Origin of the sequence: Streptomyces sp. PA03-5A, from assembly GCF_033792725.1 — a bacterium.
GTDB lineage: Bacteria > Actinomycetota > Actinomycetes > Streptomycetales > Streptomycetaceae > Actinacidiphila.
In genome coordinates, this window is the sequence record NZ_JARAVL010000040.1 from 24,785 (window position 1) to 43,975 (window position 19,191).

The window sequence follows — 19,191 nt, forward strand, 5'->3', positions numbered from 1 at the left end:
GCCGCTCACACCCCCTTCGGCAGGCCGAGGATCCGCTCGGCGACGATGTTCCGCTGGATCTGCGACGTGCCCGCCGCGATGGTGTACGAGAGCGAGGAGAGCCGGTCCGCCGTCCACGGGCGGTCCGCGTCCAGCGCACCGGACGGGCCGAGGACCTCGGCGGCGGTGTCGTAGAGCTCCTGGCGCGCGTGCGAGTAGCGCAGCTTGAGGACCGAGCCCCCGACGCCCGGGGCGCCGTCGCTGACGTTCCACTGGACCAGCCGCCACAGGACGCCGAACTCCGCTGCCAGACGGCCCAGCCGGCGCCGCAGCACGGGGTCGTCCCAGGCTCCCGTCTCCCGGGCGGTGCGGGCCAGTTCGCACAGGGTCCGCCGGCAGGCGACGACCTCACCGGCGAAAGCGGTGCCGCGTTCGAAGGAGAGCGTCACCATCGTGACCCGCCAGCCGTCGTTCTCCGCGCCGACCCGGTTGGCGACCGGCACGCGCACCTCGTCCAGGAAGACCTCGGCGAACTCCGTCGTACCGGCGAGGGTCCGCAGCGGCCGCACCGTCACGCCCGGCACGTCCATCGGCATCGCCAGCCAGCTGATGCCGCGGTGCCGCGGTGCGTCGGGATCGGTGCGCACCAGCAGTTCGCACCAGTCGGCGACCTCGGCGTGCGAGGTCCAGATCTTCGAACCGGTGACCACGTAGGCGTCGCCGTCGCGCACCGCCCGCGTCCGCAGGGACGCCAGGTCCGAGCCCGCCGCCGGCTCGCTGAACCCCTGGCACCACACCTCGTCCCCACGCAGCACCGGGGGCAGCCAGCGTTCACGCTGGCCGGCCGTCCCCTCGGCCGCGATGGTGGGCCCGGCGTGCAGCAGACCGACGAAGTTCGCGCCGACGTAGGGCGCCCCGGCCAGCTCGGTCTCCTCCAGGAAGATCAGCCGCCGGGTCGGGTCGGCGTTCCAGTGGACGTCTGCGTATCCCGCCTCGTACAGGCGCCGCTGCCAGCCGGTGTCGTACGCCCGCCGGGCGGGCCAGTCGGCGGGGTCCGGCGCGGGCGGCAGCATGGGCAGCGTCCGGGCGAGCCAGGCCCGCAGCTCGCCCCGGTACGCCTGCTCCGCCTCGGTGTACGTCAGGTCCACCGGTCCGGCTCCAGCCCCAGCATGCGGATGGCGTTGCCGCGCATGAGCTTGTACACCGTCTCGTCGTCGAGGCCCTTCACATGGTCGAGGGCGACCTCCTTGGTGTGCGGGAAGGTCGAGTCGACGTGCGGGTAGTCGGTCTCGAAGGTCGCGTTGTCGCGGCCGACGACGTCGATCGAGGCGACGCCGTGCTTGTCGCGGAAGAAGCAGCAGAAGATCTGCCGGTAGTAGTAGGTGGAGGGCGGCTCGGGGATCACGTCGCGCACGCCGCCCCACGCCCGGTGCTCCTGCCAGACGTCGTCGGCCCGCTCCAGGGCGTAGGGGATCCAGCCCATCTGCCCCTCGCTGTAGGCGAGCTTGAGCCGCGGGTGGCGCACCAGCACCCCGCTGAAGAGGAAGTCCATCATCGAGGCCATCGCGTTGTTGAAGGAGAGCGAGGCCTGCACGGCGGGCGGCGCGTCCGGGGAGGCGGCCGGCATCTGCGAGGACGAGCCGATGTGCATGTTCACCACCGTCCCGGTCTCCTCGCAGACGGCGAAGAAGGGGTCCCAGTACCCCGAGTGGATGCTGGGCAGCCCGAGGTGGGTCGGGATCTCGCTGAAAGTGACGGCCCGCACCCCGCGATCCGCGTTGCGGCGGATCTCGGCGACGGCCAGGCCGACATCCCACAGCGGGATCAGGCAGAGCGGGATCAGCCGGCCGCCGCTGTCCCCGCACCACTCCTCGACCATCCAGTCGTTGTAGGCGCGGACGCAGGCGAGGGCGACCTCCTTGTCCTTGGCCTCGGCGAAGGTCTGGCCGCAGAAGCGCGGGAAGGTGGGGAAGCAGAGCGAGCCCTCGATGTGGTTGAGGTCCATGTCGACGAGCCGGGCCTTGGGGTCCCAGCAGCCACGCCGCATCTCCTCGCGGGTGATGCCCTCCAGGGTCATCTCGTCCCGGTCGAAGCCGACGGCGGCGATGTTCCTCTTGTAGGGGAACTTCAGGTCCTCGTAGATCCACCAGTCGGTCGGCGGGCCGTCCGGGTCCATCGTGATCTGGTACTTCCCGCCGACGTAGGCGAGCTCCCCGATCCCGGCGGTCAGCGGCTGGGGCCCGCGGTCCCGGTACTTCGCCGGCAGCCAGGTCTCGAAGAGGTGTGCGGGTTCGATCACGTGGTCGTCGACGCTGATGATCCGGGGCAGTTCCATCGCTCCCCGCCCTTCCTTGAATCTGATGGACCGTCAGATTCACAGTACGCCCGCCGCCCCGGAGCGTCCATCGGCGACGCGCGGACCCTGGACCGCGCCCGGCCGGGCGCCTACGCTCCGGGCGACTGAATCTGACGTGACGTCAGATCGCTGACCGGGAGGAGAAGAGATGCGAAGCCTGGGCGACTCGCCGACCCTCTGGGCGCTCATCGAAGGGCGGGCCGCCCTGACCCCCGACGCCCCGGCGCTGCTCGACACCGACGACCGCCGGCTGACCTTCGGGCAGCTGCGCGACCGCGCAGAACGGGTCGCCGCCGGGCTGCAGGCCCGCGGCATCCGGCCCGGCACCGCAGTGGCATGGCAGCTGCCGACCCGGATCGAGACCGTGGTCCTGTCGGCGGCCCTCGCCCGGCTGGGCACCGTGCAGACCCCGGTCATGCCCTTCTACCGCGACCACGAGGTCGGCCACATCCTGCGCCAGACCGGCCCCGCCCTCTTCGCCGTCCCCGGCGTATGGCGCGGCTTCGACCACACCGCGATGGCGCGCCGCCTCGGCGCGCACGACGTCCTGGAGGCCTACGACTCCCTGCCGGAGGCCGACCCGGACTCCCTCCCCGCCCCGCCCTCCGACGGCACGCGGGTCCGCTGGATCTACTGGACCTCCGGCACCACCTCCGAACCCAAGGGCGTGCTGCACACCGACCGCAGCCTCATCGCCGGCGGTTCCTGCCTCGCCCTCGCCCTGGAGCTCGGCCCGGACGACGTCGGCTCCGTCGCCTTCCCGTACGCGCACATCGGCGGCCCCGACTACCTGGTCATGCTGCTCCTGTGCGGCTTCCCGGCCCTGCTGCTGGAGCACTTCTCGCTCCCGGGGTCCCTGGAGGCCTACCGCAGGCACGGGGTCACCATGGCGGGCGGCAGCACCGCCTTCTACTCCCTCTTCCTCGCCGAGCAGCGCAAGCAGCCCGCGGGGAGCAGGATCATCCCCACCCTGCGCCTGCTGTCCGGCGGCGGCGCCCCCAAGCCGCCCGAGCTCTACCACGAGGTGGTCCGCGACCTCGGCTGCGCCCTCGCGCACGGTTACGGCATGACCGAAGCCCCCATGATCACCATGGGCTCGCCGCGCGACCCCGTCGACCGGCTCGCCACCACCGAGGGCCGCCCGCCCGCCTCCATGGAGATACGCATCGCCGACGACGGCGAGGTGCTGCTGCGCGGTGAGGCCGTGTGCCAGGGCTACACCGACCCGGAGCTGACCAAACAGGCCTTCGACGCCGACGGCTTCCTGCGTACCGGGGACGTCGGCAGGCTCACCCCGGACGGCTACCTGGTCCTCACCGGGCGCCTCAAGGACATCATCATCCGTAAGGGTGAGAACGTCTCGGCCAAGGAGATCGAGGAACTCCTCTACGCCCACCCCGGCATCGCCGACGCCGCCGTGATCGGCCTGCCCGACCCCCAGCGCGGGGAACGCGTCTGCGCCGTCGTCGAGCAGCCGCCGGACGCCGGACCGCTCACCCTCGCCGAGGTCACGGCCTTCCTCCGCGAGGCGGGCCTGGCCGTCCACAAACTGCCCGAACAGCTCGAGGTGGTGGACGTGCTGCCCCGGAACGAGACCCTGCGCAAGGTCCTCAAGTACAAGCTCAGGGAGCGCTTTACGAAAGCGTGAGGCACGTCCGCCGCAAAGCCGCGTACCCTCCTCCGCAAGAGTTCCAAAGGGGAAGGGTCACGGTGGGCACACAGGACGGCCAGGACCGGGCGCGGGACGGCCTGGACGAAGGTCCCGGCACAGGTCCCGAAAGCGGCCCGCAGGACGGCCCGCAGGATCCCCTCGAACTGCTCCGGCTGGGAGACGCCGCCCTCGACGCGGGCGAACTCACCCAGGCCCGGCTCCACTTCGAGACCGCCGAGCGGCTGCTCGACGCGGACCCCGCGGCCCCCGACGCCCGGCGCGCCGCGGCGCTGCGCGGCCGGGCCGTGTCCCACCTGCTGGCGGGCGAGGTGCGGTACGCCTCCCACCTGCTGGAGGAGGGCATCACCCGGCTCGAACGGCAGACCGTGTCGGACGACGCCCGGCCCGACCCCGACGCCCTGCTGATGCTGCACATCGCGGCCATCGGGCCGTACACCGACCTGGGCGCCTACGCCCGGGCCGCCCACGCCGCCGAGCAGGCGCTCAACCTCGCCCCCGGGGCCGGCGATCCGGCCCTGGTCGCCCAGATGCACCGCAGCATCGCCCGCACCCTGATCGTCGCGGGACGTACCGGCGAGGCCGAGGCCTCCCTGGCGAAGGCGCAGGAGCTGTTCCAGCGGCTGGAGCTGCACACGGACCTGGCCCACTGCCACTGGATGCGCGGCTACGTCCACTCCCAGGACGGCGACCTGGAGCAGGCCGAGCGCGAGCTGCGCACCGCCCGCGACATGCTGTCCGCCGGCCGGTCCGTGCTGTTCACGGTGCAGGTCGAGGTGGAGCTCGCCGACGTGCTCCGGCGGCGCGGCAAGCCCGCCGAGGCCGAGGAGCTGCTGACCCGGCTGCTGGACGAGCTGGGCCCCTGGCGCGGCGCCGTCCACGCCGGCGGGGCGCACCGGCTGCTCGGGCTGCTGGCGGAGGAGCGCGGTGACCCGGAGGCCGCGGAGGAGCACTACGTGTCCGCCCTGGCGCTGCTGGAACGCGCGGGAGCCGCCGGGGACTTGGCGGACATCTGCCGGCTGCTGGGCGACCTGCTGCGCCGGTCCGGCCGGGTGGAGGCCGCGCTGGACGCCTACCGGACGGGCCTGGGCCACCGCGCGGCGATCGGCACCACCACGCTGGGCCCGGCTCCGGCCGACTCCTGACCCCGGCCGGCCCCGCCGCCGTACCGGCTCAGGGCTTGTGGACCGTGTTCACGTAGCCCGTGCCGCCCGCGGCGAGGCCGTCGACCGTCTTCTCCACCTCCGTCAGGGACTGGGCCTTCCTGGCGTTGTGGTAGAACCAGTCGACCTTCATGTCCCAGCTGCGCTTCCCGGCGAACGGCAGGTCCACGAACCAGGCGTTGAAGTTCACGGACATGCTCTGGGTCGGGTAGTACTTGCCCCCGGTCCGGAACAGCTCGTGCCCGTCGAGGCTGTAGGTCACCACGCCGTGCGCGGCCGTGGTGACCAGCGTGTGCCACCCCCTGAGGCTGGACGTCGTGGCCCGGGTGACCCGGTCCCCCTCCCTCGCGCTGCGCCAGGTCGTCGTGTCGAGCCTCGGGCCGGGGGCGCCCCAGCCCCCGTTCGGCTGGTACTCGTTGTCGAGCTCGCTGTACTCGGCGTGGTGGTGGGGCGAGATCATGTAGAAGGTCTCGTTGACGTGGTCGCCGTTGCGGCCGCTCGCCGGTTCGTCCGTGAAGTGGATCCGGGCGGCGAAGGTCCCGGTCAGGAACTTCGTGCCGGTGGTGTGCACCTCGGCCTGGGTGGTGCCGCGCTTCGTCCCGTCGGTGGCGGCGCGCAGCTGCAGGACCTGGCCGCCCAGCGCGTCCTCGTCCGCGGGGAAGCTGACCCCTCCCGCCGACCACGTGTCGCGGATGCCGGGACCACCCCCGCTGGTGCGCACCAGCCAGCCGTGGGCGCGCAGCGCCGGGTCACGGGGGCCGCTGTAGCGGAAGTCGTCGAAGACGATCCCGGAGGGCGGCGCGGGCCGTGCCGCGCCTGCGGCCGGGCCCCGGGGGGACGTGGTGACGTCACCGCCGGGCTCGTCGCCCCAGACGTGCCTGCCGTCCAGGTAGCCGGTCACCAGCTTCGACGCCTGGAAGGTGTCGTGGGCGGGGCTGAACGACCGGTCGTCGCGCTGGTCCACCTTCCCGCCGGGACGGTACAGCTGCACCCCGATGGCCCCGCTCTTCGCGCCCGGGGCCAGGGTGCCCGCGGCCTTCGTGAAGGTGATCTCGAGGTAGTGGTCGGCGGCCGGTGCCGGACGGTCCATGGCGACGGTCCTCCCGTCGACGTTCGGGCAGCCCACCGAGGCCTGGACGCAGTTGAACGCGTACGGGGAACCGCCGTCCTGCGTGTACCAGTACCGGACCGCCACGTCGGCCAGACGCACCCGGTGGTCCGAGGTGTTGACGACCTCCAGCCACGGCCGGGCCGTGGCGGCCGACGCCGACGTGCCCGCCTTGTAGCGGACGGTGAGCTCAGGGGGCGGCCGATGTGCCTCGCGCCACACGGGGTACAGCGCCGTGACGCCCGCGCCGACGGCGACCGCGAGCAGCAGGTACCCGGCCACCCTCCACACGGGGTGGCTCCGCTTCCCGCGCCCCGAGGGTACGAGCCGGTCTGACCGGACGGAGGGGCGGACAGAGGGGCGGGCAGGACCCACGGGGAAGCTCCTAGCGCGGTGGAGGGGCGATACCGAGGGCACGCCATGCGGTCTGCGGGATCCGGTCGGACCGGCGGCGGAACGCGGGCGCCGCCTACGAGGCGGCGTCGCGCACGGGCGCGACGGCGCCGACCGCCGGTGGAGCCGTCTCCCCGCGCTGGCGCGGGAGGTGGGACTGCGGATGGGGCTGGAAGGCGATGTCGTCGTGGGCACCGCCGACCTCGATCCGGGCCCGGGTGCCCCAGTTGGTGCGCCGCAGCGTCGCCAGGGACCACAGTCGCAGCGGCAGCAGCAACCCGATGTTGAGCAGGGCGTACAGCGGGGCGGCGAGGAACGTCAGCACCCGGTCGACGATCCTCACCTGCGCGGCGCCGCGCAGGTAGTGGACGGACCGGACCCAGGCCATGACGCACATGTAGGCGAGGTAGCCGGCCAGCAGCGTCCAGCCCTGCGGGTGCATCAGGACCGCGACGAGCGCCGCGAGCAGCCCCGCGGTGAAGGCGACCCAGGTGACCAGCTCGACGAGGTTCAGCCACCAGTACATGCGGTGCAGCCGGAACTTGGCGAGGAGCAGGAAGCCCTCGCGGATGAACGACTTGCCCCAGCGGATCTGCTGGCGCACGTAGTGGCCGAGGCGCTCGGGGACGTCGGTGTAGCCGACGGCCGACGGCTGGATCAGGGAGAGCCCCTCGGTGAGGCAGTAGTACGTCAGGCGCCGGTCGTCCCCGAAGGTCGCCGGGCGGCCGAGGAAGCGCTGGTCGAGGAAGTCGTCGAGGTGCTTGCGGACGACCCACCCGCGGTACATGGCCAGCGACCCGCAGGCGCAGAGCACCGAGCCGAGGCGGGAGTAGGCCACCCGCTCGCCGAGGAAGGCGTTGACGTAGCGCATGTCGATGAGGCGGGTCAGCAGGTTGGTGCCGCGGTTGTGGGCGAGCACCAACCCGGTGACGCACTGGACCCGGCGCTTGGCGAAGGGCCGGGCGAGCTCCGCGACGGCGTGCCGGTCGAGCAGCGTGTCGGAGTCGATGCACAGGTACACGTCCGCGAGCGGCTCCTGCCGGAAGCCCGCGGCGAGGCCGTGGCGCTTGCCGCGGTTGCCGGGGAAGCGGACGAAGTCGAGGCGGACCCCGGCGCGCTGGAACTGCGGGCGCATCTCCTCGGCCAGGGCACGCGCCGAGTGGTCCTCGGAGCAGTCGTCGACCAGGGTGAGGGAGTGCGGTAGCAGGGTCTGCGCGAGGACCGACTCCAGGCAGCCGCGCAGCATCGCCGGGGCCTCGTTGTAGACCGTGATCACGCCGTGGATGCGTAGCCGGGTCACCGGCTTGTCGAACGCGAGCTCAGGACGGCGGCGCCGGCGGATGGAGAGCAGCAGCTTGACGGCGAGGAGGGACCCGACGGTCACTCCGTACCAGTGCACATGACGCAAGGACCACGAGAGGTGGTCCCAAGCACCCGCGAGATCGAGCATGGGCAGTGGAGACCTCCGTACGAACGCCCCCACCCGCCGGACAGAACCTTGAACACGTGTTCTGCGCACGAAGGTAACCCGGGCGGAGGTCCGGCGAAAGGTGCATCCTCCGCAGATTTCGCCCGGCAGCTCACAATCAGGCGTCCACAGGCCCTTCATGGACGAAGCGGACAGAGGATGTGAGAGTGCTCACACGGCACTTGACGGGCCCGCGCCCGCCCTGGGCGGCACGGAAGGAAGGCTTAGGCCGACAGCGGCCGGGCCGCGTCGTCGGTGGCGGCCTCGAGATCGGGGAAGACCTCGAAGAGCCGGCGCACGCCGAGCGCGGCCAGCACGCGGTTGACGTGCGCGACACCGTCGGAGGGGCTGTTCCGCGGGAGGATCAGCCGCAGTTGCCCGGCGCAGGACCGCATCAGCCGCCGGGCGGCGATCAGCACGCCCACACCGCTGGAGTCGCAGAAGTGGACCCCGGCCAGGTCCAGCACCACACTGTGGCGCCCGTCGGCCACCGCGTCGTGCACGTGCTGGCGCACCACCGGCGCGGTCACGAGATCCATTTCCCCCGAAACGGTCAGGACCACCCAACCGTCCCGTTCGTCCTGCACCACCTGCAATGCCACTGTCTGGCCCTTCTCCCGGCAGCGGTCGTACAGACCCTATGCCCCGCCTGAGCCGCTTCCCCGCAATCTTCCGGTCACACCCGGATAACTCATTACCAGAATCGATCAGTTATGGCAGAAGCTTGCCTCAAGGCGTCGTACGTGGCAGCAATCGGCGGATACATTCGATCCGAGGCAGTGCGACCGTAGTAGGACGACGGTGACAAAGGGGGAGACGCGATGGCGGCATCCGCACCACCCCGCTGGGACCGCAAGATGCAACAGCGGCTCGCGCGCGGCGAGGAGGCCGCGCTCGGCGAGCTGTACGACCGCTACGCCTCCCTCGTGCACAGCCTCGCCCACCGCGTCATGGACGACGAGGAGGCCGCCGCCCAGATCACCCGTGAGGTCTTCGGCTACATCTGGGAGAACCCGGACGCCTACGACCCCAAGCAGGGTTCGCTGCGCTCCTGGGTCGCCGGCCTCACCCAGCGCCAGGCCGTCCACCGGCTGCGCCAGTCGGAGACCCGCGGCGCCGGCACCCCGGAGCAGGTCGAGGCCAGGGTCCGCGAGGCCTCGACGGCCGCCCGCGCCGACTACATCGTGACCTCCATGCCCGAACCCCTGCGCCTGGCCCTCGACCTCGCCTACCGCCGCCGCATGGACTACCGCGAGGCCGCCGCCGACCTCGGGGTCACCGAGGACGAGGCGCGCCGCCGCCTCCGGCTCGGGCTGCAGTTGCTGTCCACCGCCGCGCAGGACACCTCGCCCCAGGGAAGGTCCCTGTGAACGGACCGGCCGAGAACGGCGAGCCTCCCCCGCCCGGGACCAACCTGCCCCGTGTGCCGATGCCCCGCGGCGCCGCCGAGGACGGCCCGCTGCCCCAGGCCCGGCCTGCCGCGCCCCCGTCGTCGCCGGACGTGCCCGCGCGCGAGGCGGCGAAGACGGCGCACGAGCCGGAGCGAGAAGCGGAGAAGGAGCCCGTGCGGCCCGGACCCCCGGAGTACGACCACCGCGTGCTGCGCTCCCTGCTCGGCGCGTGGGCACTGTCGGCCTGCTCCCGTGACGAGGCCTGCGCCGTCGAGGTCCACCTCACCGACTGCGCGCCCTGCGCCGAGGAGGCGGTGCGGCTGCGCCGCGCGGTGGGCCTGCTGCACCAGGAGGAGTCCCTCGACCTCGACCCGCTGCTGCGCGCCCGCGTCCTGGAGGGCTGCCTGGGCCGCCGCCCGGCCCGCATCCCCGTCCCCGGATGGGCCGCGCCGTACGACGCCGAGACCGCGCGCCTCGACGCGCTCCTCGCCGACCTCGGCGAACCCGAGTGGGACACGCCCGTCAAGCTGGTCTGGGCGGGCGGGTCGCGCGAGCTGACGCTCTGCGGCGTCCTGGCCCATCTCGGCTCGGTGGACGGGGTCGTGGCCACCGCGCTCGGCCTCGACGACCCGCTCGGCCCCGGCGCGCCCCGCACACGCCTGGAGCGCACCGAACTCGCCGGGGAGCGCTGCCGCCGCCACACGCACGCCTTCGTCCGCAACAAGTGGCGCACCCAGACCCGGGACATCGTGCGGACGCTGTCCTTCGCCGGCTCCGCGACCGGCGGGCTGCCCGTGGACTTCACCGACGCCGTCGTGCCGATGCGGGACGCCCTGATCGACCGCGCCTTCGAGTGCTGGATCCACGCCGAGGACATCGCGCAGGCCCTGGACTACCCCGAGTACGGGCCGCCGGCGGCGCCGCACCTCAACCGCATGATCGACCTCGCGGCCCGGATGCTGCCCACCGCCCTGGCCGCGCTCCGCCAGGCGGGACGGGCCGAGTCCACCGCCCGTCTCGTACGGGCCGGTGCGCCCGGCCGTACCCTCGACCTCCACGTCGAGGGCTCCGGCGGCGGCCACTGGTACATCTCCCTGGACTCGCCCGGCGCGATCGGCACCCCGGAAACGGTGGTCGCCGAGATCGCCGTCGACCAGCTCGACTTCTGCCAGCTGGCCGCGGGCCACATCGCGCCCAGCCGCGTCGCCGCCGGGCGCGACGGGGACCACGCGGCGATCCGGGACGTCCTGCACGCCACGGCATCGTTGTCACGCCTCTAGGCCATGTCGCCCAGGAGCCCCGGGCCGCACGGAACCTGGCCGGCGGCTACCCCTTGCTCACCGCCGTGAGCACCTCCGGCAGGCGGCCCAGCAGGCGGGGCGCCGCCGTGCGGACCCCCAGCACCGCGAACGCGGCCCCGTAGAGGCAGCCCAGCGGCAGGACGAGCCACAGCGCGCCGTGCCGCCCCGAGACGTGGAGCCAGATCAGTACGCCGAGCACGGGAAGCGTGATCACCGCGCCCGTCACCGCGCCCCCGGCGAGGCTGAGCCAGGCCAGGCTCCCCTGTCCCGGCGCGGCGGCGCTGCCGAAGCGGTTCTCCTGCGGCATGGAGTAGGGGAAGCGCACACTCGCCCAGGCGCCGGTGGCGATCAGCGCTCCCAGCAGCGCGATGGAGAGCCCGAGGGTCTCGGCCGCCGCGTCGGCCCGCCCCAGCAGGAAGGCCGCGCCGATGGTCACGACGGCCACGTACGGGACGCCCACCACCGCGATCGCCAGCGCCCGCCCGCGCAGTTCCGCGTACGCGTCCGTGCGGGAGGAGACGGTCGCGGCGACCGTCCAGAAGGCGGAGCCGTCCATGCCGAACTGGTTGTACATCTGCAGCCCGAGCAGTGCGGCCGCCCAGCAGGCGGTGTAGACGCTGCCTTGCTGGACCGCCGAGACGAGCGGCAGCAGCAGCCCCAGGGCCAGGGCGGTGGCCCAGGCGGCCTTGGTCCGCGGATCGCGCCAGGCGTAGCGGAACTGGCGCTCCATGACGGTGCCGGTGCGCCCCTCGGGGAGCAGCCGGAACCGGGTCTCCCGGACCCTCGACGGGCCCGCCTGCACGGTGGAGGCGTCCGGGCGGGTCATGAGCCGGTCCAGACTGCGGTGCCACCACACGAGCACCAGCCCCAGCACGGCACCGGTCCAGGCGAGTTCGGCGACCGCGAGCCCGTACCCGCCCTCCCCCGCCGACCGCACCGCGTCCAGCGCCGACGCCGGCGGCAGCCAGCGCAGCACCGAGGTGAGGGCGCCGACCCGCTCCAGGCCGTGCCCGGAGGTGAGCGCGTTGGCGCCCAGGCTGACCAACTGGGCGCCCACCGCGACCAGCAGGCCGCTGAGCACCGCCAGGTCGCGTCCCTTGCGGCTGGTCAGCAACCGGGTGTTGGCCGCGGCGACGGCCCGCGACAGGGCCACGCACAGCAGCACGGTGAGCGGCACCGCGATCACCGCCGCCACCGCCGAGGCGGCGCCCGCCACGACGGACACCGCCGCGCCGGCCACCACCAGAAGGGTGAGCAGCGGCCCAACGCCGACCAGCGAGGACACCAGGAGCGCCCGGATCAGCGGCCGCGGCCGCAGTGGCAGCATCGCCAGCCGGGTCGGGTCGAGGGTGTCGTCGCCGCCGAAGACGAACAACGGCATGGCGGCCCAGCCGACCCCGAGCACGACCGCCACGCCGATGGCCGCCGAGGGCGCGTAGTCGTTCCCGCGCAGGGCGACCAGCCCCACGCCCAGGCCCAGCGCGTAGAGCAGGGACACCAGGCTGCCGATGATCCAGCCGACCCGGCGACCCGTCGACTGCCGCAACCCGTTGCGGAGGACCGACAGCTTGAGCCGTACGAAGGTGCCCGTCACGACCGGCTCGCCCCGGCCGGCCCGTCCCCGCCGTCCGCGCCGCCCCCGCCCTGCCCGGCGCCCCGCGCCGCCGGAGCGTTCGCCCCGCCGAGCCAGTCCAGGTCCTGCCCCGGGCCGCGGTCCCGGGCGCCCACCAGGGTCAGGAAGGCGTCCTGCAGCGTCGGCGCCTGCCCGCGCACCTCGGCGAGCGGGCCCTGGGCCACGATCCGGCCGGCGGCCATCACCGCGACCCAGTCGCACAGGCTCTCCACCAGCTCCATGACGTGCGAGGAGAAGACGACGGTCGCCCCGGAGCCGGTGTAGCGCTCCAGCACCCCGCGGATGACCTGGGCGGAGACGGGGTCGACCCCCTCGAAGGGCTCGTCCAGGAAGAGCACTTCGGGATTGTGCAGCAGTGCCGCGGCCAGGCCGATCTTCTTGCGCATACCCGTCGAGTAGTCCACGACGAGCTTGTTGGCGGCGCCGGCCAGGTCGAGGACATCGAGCAGCTGGGCGGCCCGGCGGTCGGTCTCCGCACCCGGGATGCCGCGCAGCCGGCCCGTGTACGCCAGCAGTTCGCGGCCGGTGAGCCGCTCGAAGAGCCGCAGCCCCTCGGGCAGGACGCCGATGCGGGACTTCACGGCGACCGGGTCGCGCCAGACGTCGGCACCGCCGACCTCGATGAGGCCGTCGTCGGGCCGCAGCAGGCCCGTCACCATCGACAGGGTCGTGGTCTTGCCCGCGCCGTTGGGTCCGACGATCCCCACGAAGTGCCCGGCGGGCAGGGTCAGATCGATCCCGGCGACGGCGATCTGCTGCCCGAAGCGTTTCCATAGTCCATGGACGCGTACGGCGGGCGCGACGGATGCATTCGGCATCCGCCCAGCCTATGACGACGGGGGTGGGGCCCGGCTAGCGTCCGCAGGCGTAGGCGAGGGGGGAGATCAGTTCCTCGGTGTCCGGCAGCCACCGGTTGAGGGCCGTGGGCCGGCGCACCCACTGGACGACGCCGCCCGTGCCGAGCCGCGTGGGCGGGGCCGGGACCCAGTCGCCGTCGCCGCGCACCACCAGGTCGAGCGAGGAGGGCGCCCAGCCGAGCCGGCGCAGCAGGTCCGGCGCCTTCGCGCCGGCTCCGGGCAGTACGAAGAAGATCATCCGGCGGGACGGGGTCCCGAGCACCGGGCCAAGCGGCAGTTCCATGCGCTCCATGCGGGCCAGCGCGAGGCAACCGGCGTCCTCCGGGACGTCGATGGCGTCGAAGGTTCGTCCGGTGGGGAGCAGGACCGAGGCATGGGGCTGCCGCAGCCACATCCTGCGTACCGTGGCTCCGCTCCCGCTCGCCTCACCGACCCAGCCGGGCCCGGTCGGGTGCGCCCCGGGCGCCGGGCAGGCGGTGTCGCCGCAGGAACAGCGCGGGGTGCGCGGACCGCCGCGGCCGGCGGCGGCGTCCTCGACGAGCCAGGCACCGGGCAGCACGTCCCAGTGCCGCTCCTCCGCGTACCCGACGGCGGCTTCGAGGAGTTGGCCGGCGATCCGCGGCGGGGCTGCGATGGTGTGTTCCACGGTGTCTTCCACGACCTTCACAACTGCGCTGCCCAGCGCGGGTTACGGGCGGTGACGTCCCGGCCTCGCGGCTCATGGCGGGCGCACGGGAGCACTGGTGGGGGCGCGCGGTAGGGGGAGGTCCGACATCCGGGTAGTCACCCTTGGGTGTGTAGGCATGCATCCCACCGCAAATTATGTCCTTTGCGGCGAATTTGAGTGGCGCGTACCGGGAAGGGATCTTCGGGAAGGGATCTTGAGGTCCCGAAAGCGGCAGCTGTGAGGGGGAGCCCATGGCCGCACGACCGCTCGTCGCACGCCAGCCGAACGAACGGCTGCAGGCACTGATCCAGGAGGCAGGCTGCTCCAACGCCGGATTGGCCCGCCGGGTCAACATGTGCGGCGCGGAGCACGGCCTCGACCTGCGTTACGACAAGACCTCCGTGGCCCGCTGGCTACGCGGCCAGCAACCGCGGGGCAGGGCACCGGCGATCATCGCCGAGGCCATCGGCCGGAAGCTGGGCCGCACCGTCACCATCGACGAGATCGGCATGGCCAACGGCAAGAACCTGGCCACCGGTGTCGGCCTGCACTTCTCGCCCACCGTGCTCGGCGCGATCGAGCAGGTCTGCGAGCTGTGGCGGAGCGACGTCGGCCGCCGGGACTTCCTCACCGGATCCACCGTGGCGGCCTCGGCCCTGGTCGAGCCCAGCCGGGACTGGCTGATCACCCGGGCCGACGCCCAGGTAGCCCGCGCCGGCGGGCAGCGTGTCGGCATGTCCGACGTCGAGGCGGTACGGGCGACCACCCGGGCGCTGAACGAACTCGACCACCGCTTCGGCAGCGGTCAGGTGCGCCCCGTGGTGGTGCACTACCTCAACAGCGTGGTCTCCGGGCTCCTCGCCGGCTCCTACCGGGAGGCAACGGGCCGTCAGCTCTTCTCGGCCGTCGCCCGGCTGACCGAACTCGCCGGCTACATGGCCGTCGACACCGGCCAACCCGGCCTGGCGCAGCGTTACTACATCCAGGCGCTGCGGCTGGCCCAGGCGGCGGGGGACCGCGCGTACGGGGGCTACGTCCTCGCCGCGGGGATGAGCCACCTCGCCGCGCAGCTCGGCACCCCGCGCGAGATCGCCCAACTCGCCCGCGCCGCCCAGGAGGGCGCCCGCGGTCAGGTCACCGCCACCGCGCAGGCCATGTTCTACGCGGCGGAGGCGCGCGGCCACGCGCTGATGGGTGACGCCCGGGCCTGCGGCGCCGTCGCGGGGCAGGCCGTGGAGGCGCTGGAGCGCTCCGAACCGGGCGACGACCCCGACTGGATCCGGCACTTCGGACCGGCCTACCTCGCCGACGAGCTCGCCCACTGCCACCGCGACCTCAACCAGGCACCGCAGGCGGTCCGCCGCGCGGAGGAGGCGCTGGCCGGGCACGCCCCGGACAAGGCCCGCCGCCGCGCGATCGGCCTGCTCCTGCTCGCCCAGGCACAGGTCCAGCAGCGGGAGGTCGAGCAGGCCTGCCACACCGGCGCCCAGGCCGTCGAACTGCTCGCCACGCTGCGCACCACCCGCGGCGCGGAGTACCTCGACGACCTCCGCCTGCGCCTGCAGCCGTACGCGGCGGAGAGCTCCGTCCGGGAGTTCGACGCCCGCCTGGAGGAGGAGGAACTGGCTGCGTGACGGCACGGGGGCGGGGGCGTCGCGCGCCCCCGTCCCGCGAATCGTTACAGGAACGACATCAACCCACCGGTAGGGGCACCCTGTTCTGCGACGGGGCGGCCCCCCGGATCCCGTCGGACCCACCGCGGCATGGTGACGTCCGAAGCAGACCCGGTAGCGTGAGCCGACGATTCCGTAGCGACGGAGAAGGCAGAGGTACCGGTGATGCACGGCGGACGCGGTGACGAGGCGTATCCGGAGGTGCACGAGGGCGTGGTGCTGCCCGCGGACGGGGGCATACCCGGCCCGGGAGCGACCGCGGCCTGGGGTTCCGGCCCCGCGGCCGGGCAGCCGTGGGGCGAGCAGCCCCAGGCGTACGGCCCCCCGCACCAGTCCCTCCCGGACACCGACGCGACGCAGCTCTTCCCGCCGTACCCGCAGGCGCGGCCGCCCATGCCGGCCCACGAGCCGCAGCAGCCCCCGGCGCCCCAGTTCCAGCCCGGCCCGGTGGCGGACGCCACACAGGTCCTGCCGCCCTACCCGATGCCCGGGGCCGCCCCGTACGGCGTACGCCCGGGCACCCTGGCCGACGCGGACGCGACCCAGCACCTGCCGCGCTTCGAAGACGCGCCGGCCCCGCAGCAGGCCCCCGGCTACGGCTATCCGCACGACCCCCAGGGTCACCAGGGCAACGACGCGATGCTCCCGGCACAGCAGCCCCACGACGACTTCGGGCACCTGTACCGCCAGGACGGCCCGCCCCCGCAGCAGCCCGGCTACGCGGCGTCCCCGGACTACGCACAGCCCGCCTACGGTCAGCAGCCCGCCTACGCGCCGCAGCCGTCCTACGACTACGACCAGCCCGCCCCGGCCCGTCGCAAGCTCACCCCGGCCGCGCTGATCGGCATCGTCGTCGGCGGCTGCGCCGTCGCCGGTCTCCTCGCGGGCGCCCTGATGAGCGGCGGGGACGACGACCCCGCCGCGGCCCAGTCCCCGTCGGCCTCGTCGAGCGCCTCGTCCCCGGCCTCCTCCGGGGGAGGCGACGAAGGCGCGGCGGAGGAGCAGGCCAAGGGGCTCGAGGCCCTGCTCAAGACGAGCGGCAGCAACCGGACCTCCGTGATCAACGCGGTCGCCGGCATCAAGGGCTGCCGGAACCTGGACGGGGCGGCCGCCGACCTGCGGGCCGCCGCGCAGCAGCGCAACGACCTGATGACGCAGCTGAAGTCGCTGCCGGTGGACCAGCTCCCCAACCACCAGGACCTCACCGACGCCCTCAACAAGGCGTGGACGGCCTCCGCGGCCGCCGACAACCATTACGCGGCCTGGGCCGACCAGCTCAAGGCCGGCAAGAAGCTCTGCCGTCACGGCCAGGCGCGCCACACCGACCAGTACGCGGCGGGCAACACTCAGAGCGGTACCGCCACACAGGCGAAATCGCGCGCGGCGGCGCTGTGGAACCCCATCGCGAAGAAGTACGGGCTGACGCAGCACCAGGGCGGTCAGCTCTGAGACGACGGGCCCCCGGGAACGGATCCCGGCCCCGGGGGACGTGAAGCGCCGGCGGCCGTGGCCGTCGGCGCTTCCCCGCTCCCGCCGCGGCACCCGCGGACCCCGGCCCCCGTGGACCCCGGCGCCCGTGGACCCCCGGCGCCCGTCAGCCCGGGGCGTTCTCCAGCGTCTTCGTCACGTCCACGAAGCCCTTGCGCGCGGCGACCAGTCGGCCCTTCTCGACCTTCTGGAAGGTGATCCGGCCGTTGACCAGGCGCGGCTGGTCGATGATGGAGGCCGTGTCCTGCTCGCGCCAGCCGAGCGGGGGCGTGAGGCCGTCGGTGGAGACGTCGTGCGCCTCGTCCAGCGCCTGCTTCAGCGACGGGGCCGTGACCGCCTGGTCCTTGCCCATCTTCTCGATGACCTCGGCGAGGGCCGTGTAGGCGATCCACGTGGTCTGCACGCCCGGGTCGTTCGGGTCGATGCTGTTGTCGCCGAAGGCGTACCTCTTGATCGTGTTCCGCATCAGCGCCCAGCGCGAGTCGGACGCCGGCGGGTACCAGCCGGTGACGAAGGCACCCTCCAGCGGGCTGTTGCTGCCGCCGGTGCTGTCCAGGGTGGACTGCTGGACGCTGCCGAGGACGGAGGCGATCTGGGCCTTGGGGCCGTCGACCAGGCCGGTGGCCGGGTCGGTGGTGGTCGTCCGGCGGAAGGCGTCGAAGAAGGTGGCGGTCTTGTCGCCGAGCGCGGCGCTCACGCAGTCGCCGGGGTGGTTGCTGCCGATCGCCCGCCGGGAGATCCCGTTGTAGTCGGTGGCGTCCTCGGGGGCGCGCAGGTCGGTGGCGCTGGTGCGGCCCTCGTCGCGCAGGCCGGCGTCGAGGAAGCGTGCGAAGAGGTCGCCCGCGGCGGTGTCGGGGCGTATGAGGCTCACCTTGTCGCACTTGCCCGCCAGTTGACGGCCGGCCCCGGCCATCAGCGCGGGCAGGCCGCCGTTGACGGGGTAGGAGAGCGGGCTCTCGAACTCGTCCTGGGTGATGCCGTAACCGCCGAGGTACGGGATCCCCTCGGCCTCCAGCGTGGAGGTGAAGGCGGCGCCGAACTGGCTGTAGGAGCCGACGACGGCGACCGCGCCCTCGTCGGCGGCGCGCTGGGCGCAGTCCCCGACGCCGAGGGCGCTGTTGTGGTCGTTGCAGGTAATGACCTTCAGCTCCCGGCCGGCGATGCCGCCGCGGGCGTTGACGTACTTGGCGAAGGCCTTGGCCATGCCGGGCATGCCGGGCATGTTGGTCGCACTGGTGTTCTCCGGAGCCCACGTCATGACGACGACCGGGCCCGTGGTGCCACCCGTCCCCCCCGGGAGCGTGCCGCATCCTGCCAGCAGGGCGACGCCGGCCATCGCGGATGCGAACGGAACGGCTCTGCGCGTACGCCAATCACTCATGGAATGGGAAGATTCCGCGTTTGTCGCAACACCAGGGTGAACGCGAGGGAACGGAGGGTCACCATCGGGTGAACAGAGTGTGTGGAGCCTGGAGCACGTACGATCGTGCACTGTGCAGAGTACGGAGAAGTCTTCCCGCCGCGGCACCCGCTCCTCCACGATGGGGGGCATGCCGCTCAACGACATGCCCTGGTGGCGCTGGCGCACGAACGTGCGCTCCGCGCTGCACATGATCAGCGACCCGGTGTTCCAGCGCGAAGTCTGGCTCACCGGGCAACCGGGTTACGGCGACGTGACCGACGCCGTCTACCGCCTGGTCGAGGACACCTGGCTCGACAACTGGTCCGCGGAGAAGTACGTGGGCACCGTCTTCCGGGACTCCCAGGAGGCGGCCCTGGTCGACGTGGCCGTGCTGCGGGTGCTGAAGATACTTCACCAGGTGGGCGCGGACGCCCCCGTCTCCGCGTACCTGGAGCACCACGCGTGGCCCGAGGCCGTGCGGGCCGCCCGCGAGGCGCACGTACGGATGGCCACCGGGGACGGCGAGGACCCGGACACGCCGCCGCGGTCACTGGACATCCTCAAGATCTACACACGCACGGCCTGAGCCGTCCGCGCGCGGCACGCGAGCGGGGTGCCACCTGCGACGACACCCGGGGCGCCC

At 73.2% G+C, this 19,191-nt stretch carries 16 protein-coding genes; 7 read left to right on the forward strand and 9 right to left on the reverse strand.

The annotated features are described in order from the left end of the window. Window positions 1–5: 5 nt before the first annotated feature. On the reverse strand, window positions 6–1,127 hold the full coding sequence (locus PV410_RS36245) for an acyl-CoA dehydrogenase family protein (protein ID WP_500330296.1): 1,122 nt from the start codon (window positions 1,125–1,127) through the stop codon (window positions 6–8). After that, the gene (locus tag PV410_RS36250; protein ID WP_500330298.1) at window positions 1,118–2,314 is read right to left on the reverse strand and encodes an amidohydrolase family protein; all 1,197 of its coding nucleotides are present in this window, start codon (window positions 2,312–2,314) and stop codon (window positions 1,118–1,120) included. The genes PV410_RS36245 and PV410_RS36250 overlap by 10 nt, the downstream gene beginning before the upstream one ends. Window positions 2,315–2,483: 169 nt before the next feature. On the opposite strand from PV410_RS36250, the gene PV410_RS36255 reads away from it, so the two are divergent. Next, a complete protein-coding gene (locus tag PV410_RS36255) occupies window positions 2,484–3,983 on the forward strand; it encodes a class I adenylate-forming enzyme family protein (protein ID WP_500330299.1) in 1,500 nt (499 codons plus the stop codon). Between the two features lie 62 nt (window positions 3,984–4,045). After that, entirely contained in the window at window positions 4,046–5,149 is a 1,104-nt protein-coding gene (locus tag PV410_RS36260) for a tetratricopeptide repeat protein (RefSeq protein WP_500330301.1), read from the forward strand. Window positions 5,150–5,177: 28 nt separating this feature from the next. On the opposite strand, the gene PV410_RS36265 is transcribed toward PV410_RS36260, so the two are convergent. From PV410_RS36265 to PV410_RS36275, 3 genes are all read right to left on the reverse strand, one after another. Continuing rightward, the gene (locus PV410_RS36265) at window positions 5,178–6,566 is read right to left on the reverse strand and encodes a cellulose binding domain-containing protein (protein WP_500330302.1); all 1,389 of its coding nucleotides are present in this window, start codon (window positions 6,564–6,566) and stop codon (window positions 5,178–5,180) included. 178 nt (window positions 6,567–6,744) lie between these two features. After that, window positions 6,745–8,118 (reverse strand): glycosyltransferase family 2 protein, encoded by a 1,374-nt coding sequence (locus PV410_RS36270; RefSeq protein WP_500330304.1) that lies wholly within the window; start codon window positions 8,116–8,118, stop codon window positions 6,745–6,747. A 242-nt stretch (window positions 8,119–8,360) separates the two neighbouring features. After that, complete coding sequence (locus PV410_RS36275; protein ID WP_500330306.1) at window positions 8,361–8,738, reverse strand: STAS domain-containing protein; 378 nt, start codon at window positions 8,736–8,738, stop codon at window positions 8,361–8,363. A gap of 219 nt (window positions 8,739–8,957) precedes the next feature. On the opposite strand from PV410_RS36275, the gene PV410_RS36280 reads away from it, so the two are divergent. Together PV410_RS36280 and PV410_RS36285 are read left to right on the forward strand one after the other, a co-directional pair. Then, window positions 8,958–9,506, forward strand: coding sequence for a sigma-70 family RNA polymerase sigma factor (locus tag PV410_RS36280; RefSeq protein ID WP_500330308.1), 549 nt, complete (start codon window positions 8,958–8,960; stop codon window positions 9,504–9,506). Next, the gene (locus tag PV410_RS36285; protein WP_500330310.1) at window positions 9,503–10,807 is read left to right on the forward strand and encodes a maleylpyruvate isomerase N-terminal domain-containing protein; all 1,305 of its coding nucleotides are present in this window, start codon (window positions 9,503–9,505) and stop codon (window positions 10,805–10,807) included. The genes PV410_RS36280 and PV410_RS36285 overlap by 4 nt, the downstream gene beginning before the upstream one ends. A gap of 46 nt (window positions 10,808–10,853) precedes the next feature. On the opposite strand, the gene PV410_RS36290 is transcribed toward PV410_RS36285, so the two are convergent. Genes PV410_RS36290 through PV410_RS36300 form a run of 3 tightly spaced genes read right to left on the reverse strand, consistent with a single transcriptional unit; the run spans window position 10,854 to window position 13,985 of the window. After that, window positions 10,854–12,422 carry a transporter gene (locus PV410_RS36290; RefSeq protein ID WP_500330312.1) on the reverse strand — a complete coding sequence of 523 codons (1,569 nt, stop codon included), beginning with the start codon at window positions 12,420–12,422 and terminating at the stop codon, window positions 10,854–10,856. Further along, complete coding sequence (locus PV410_RS36295) at window positions 12,419–13,279, reverse strand: ABC transporter ATP-binding protein (RefSeq protein WP_500330314.1); 861 nt, start codon at window positions 13,277–13,279, stop codon at window positions 12,419–12,421. Before PV410_RS36295 ends, PV410_RS36290 begins: the two co-directional genes overlap by 4 nt. A gap of 34 nt (window positions 13,280–13,313) precedes the next feature. Then, a complete protein-coding gene (locus PV410_RS36300) occupies window positions 13,314–13,985 on the reverse strand; it encodes a bifunctional DNA primase/polymerase (RefSeq protein ID WP_500330315.1) in 672 nt (223 codons plus the stop codon). A gap of 251 nt (window positions 13,986–14,236) precedes the next feature. Here PV410_RS36300 and PV410_RS36305 point away from each other — a divergent pair, with 251 nt between their 5' ends. Together PV410_RS36305 and PV410_RS36310 are read left to right on the forward strand one after the other, a co-directional pair. Beyond that, the gene (locus PV410_RS36305) at window positions 14,237–15,619 is read left to right on the forward strand and encodes an NsdA family TPR-like regulatory protein (protein ID WP_500330317.1); all 1,383 of its coding nucleotides are present in this window, start codon (window positions 14,237–14,239) and stop codon (window positions 15,617–15,619) included. A gap of 204 nt (window positions 15,620–15,823) precedes the next feature. Then, window positions 15,824–17,107 (forward strand): hypothetical protein, encoded by a 1,284-nt coding sequence (locus tag PV410_RS36310; RefSeq protein WP_500330319.1) that lies wholly within the window; start codon window positions 15,824–15,826, stop codon window positions 17,105–17,107. A gap of 145 nt (window positions 17,108–17,252) precedes the next feature. On the opposite strand, the gene PV410_RS36315 is transcribed toward PV410_RS36310, so the two are convergent. Beyond that, the gene (locus PV410_RS36315) at window positions 17,253–18,527 is read right to left on the reverse strand and encodes an ABC transporter substrate-binding protein (RefSeq protein ID WP_500330321.1); all 1,275 of its coding nucleotides are present in this window, start codon (window positions 18,525–18,527) and stop codon (window positions 17,253–17,255) included. Between the two features lie 160 nt (window positions 18,528–18,687). On the opposite strand from PV410_RS36315, the gene PV410_RS36320 reads away from it, so the two are divergent. Next, window positions 18,688–19,134, forward strand: coding sequence for an SCO4402 family protein (locus PV410_RS36320; RefSeq protein WP_499516865.1), 447 nt, complete (start codon window positions 18,688–18,690; stop codon window positions 19,132–19,134). Window positions 19,135–19,191 lie beyond the last annotated feature (57 nt).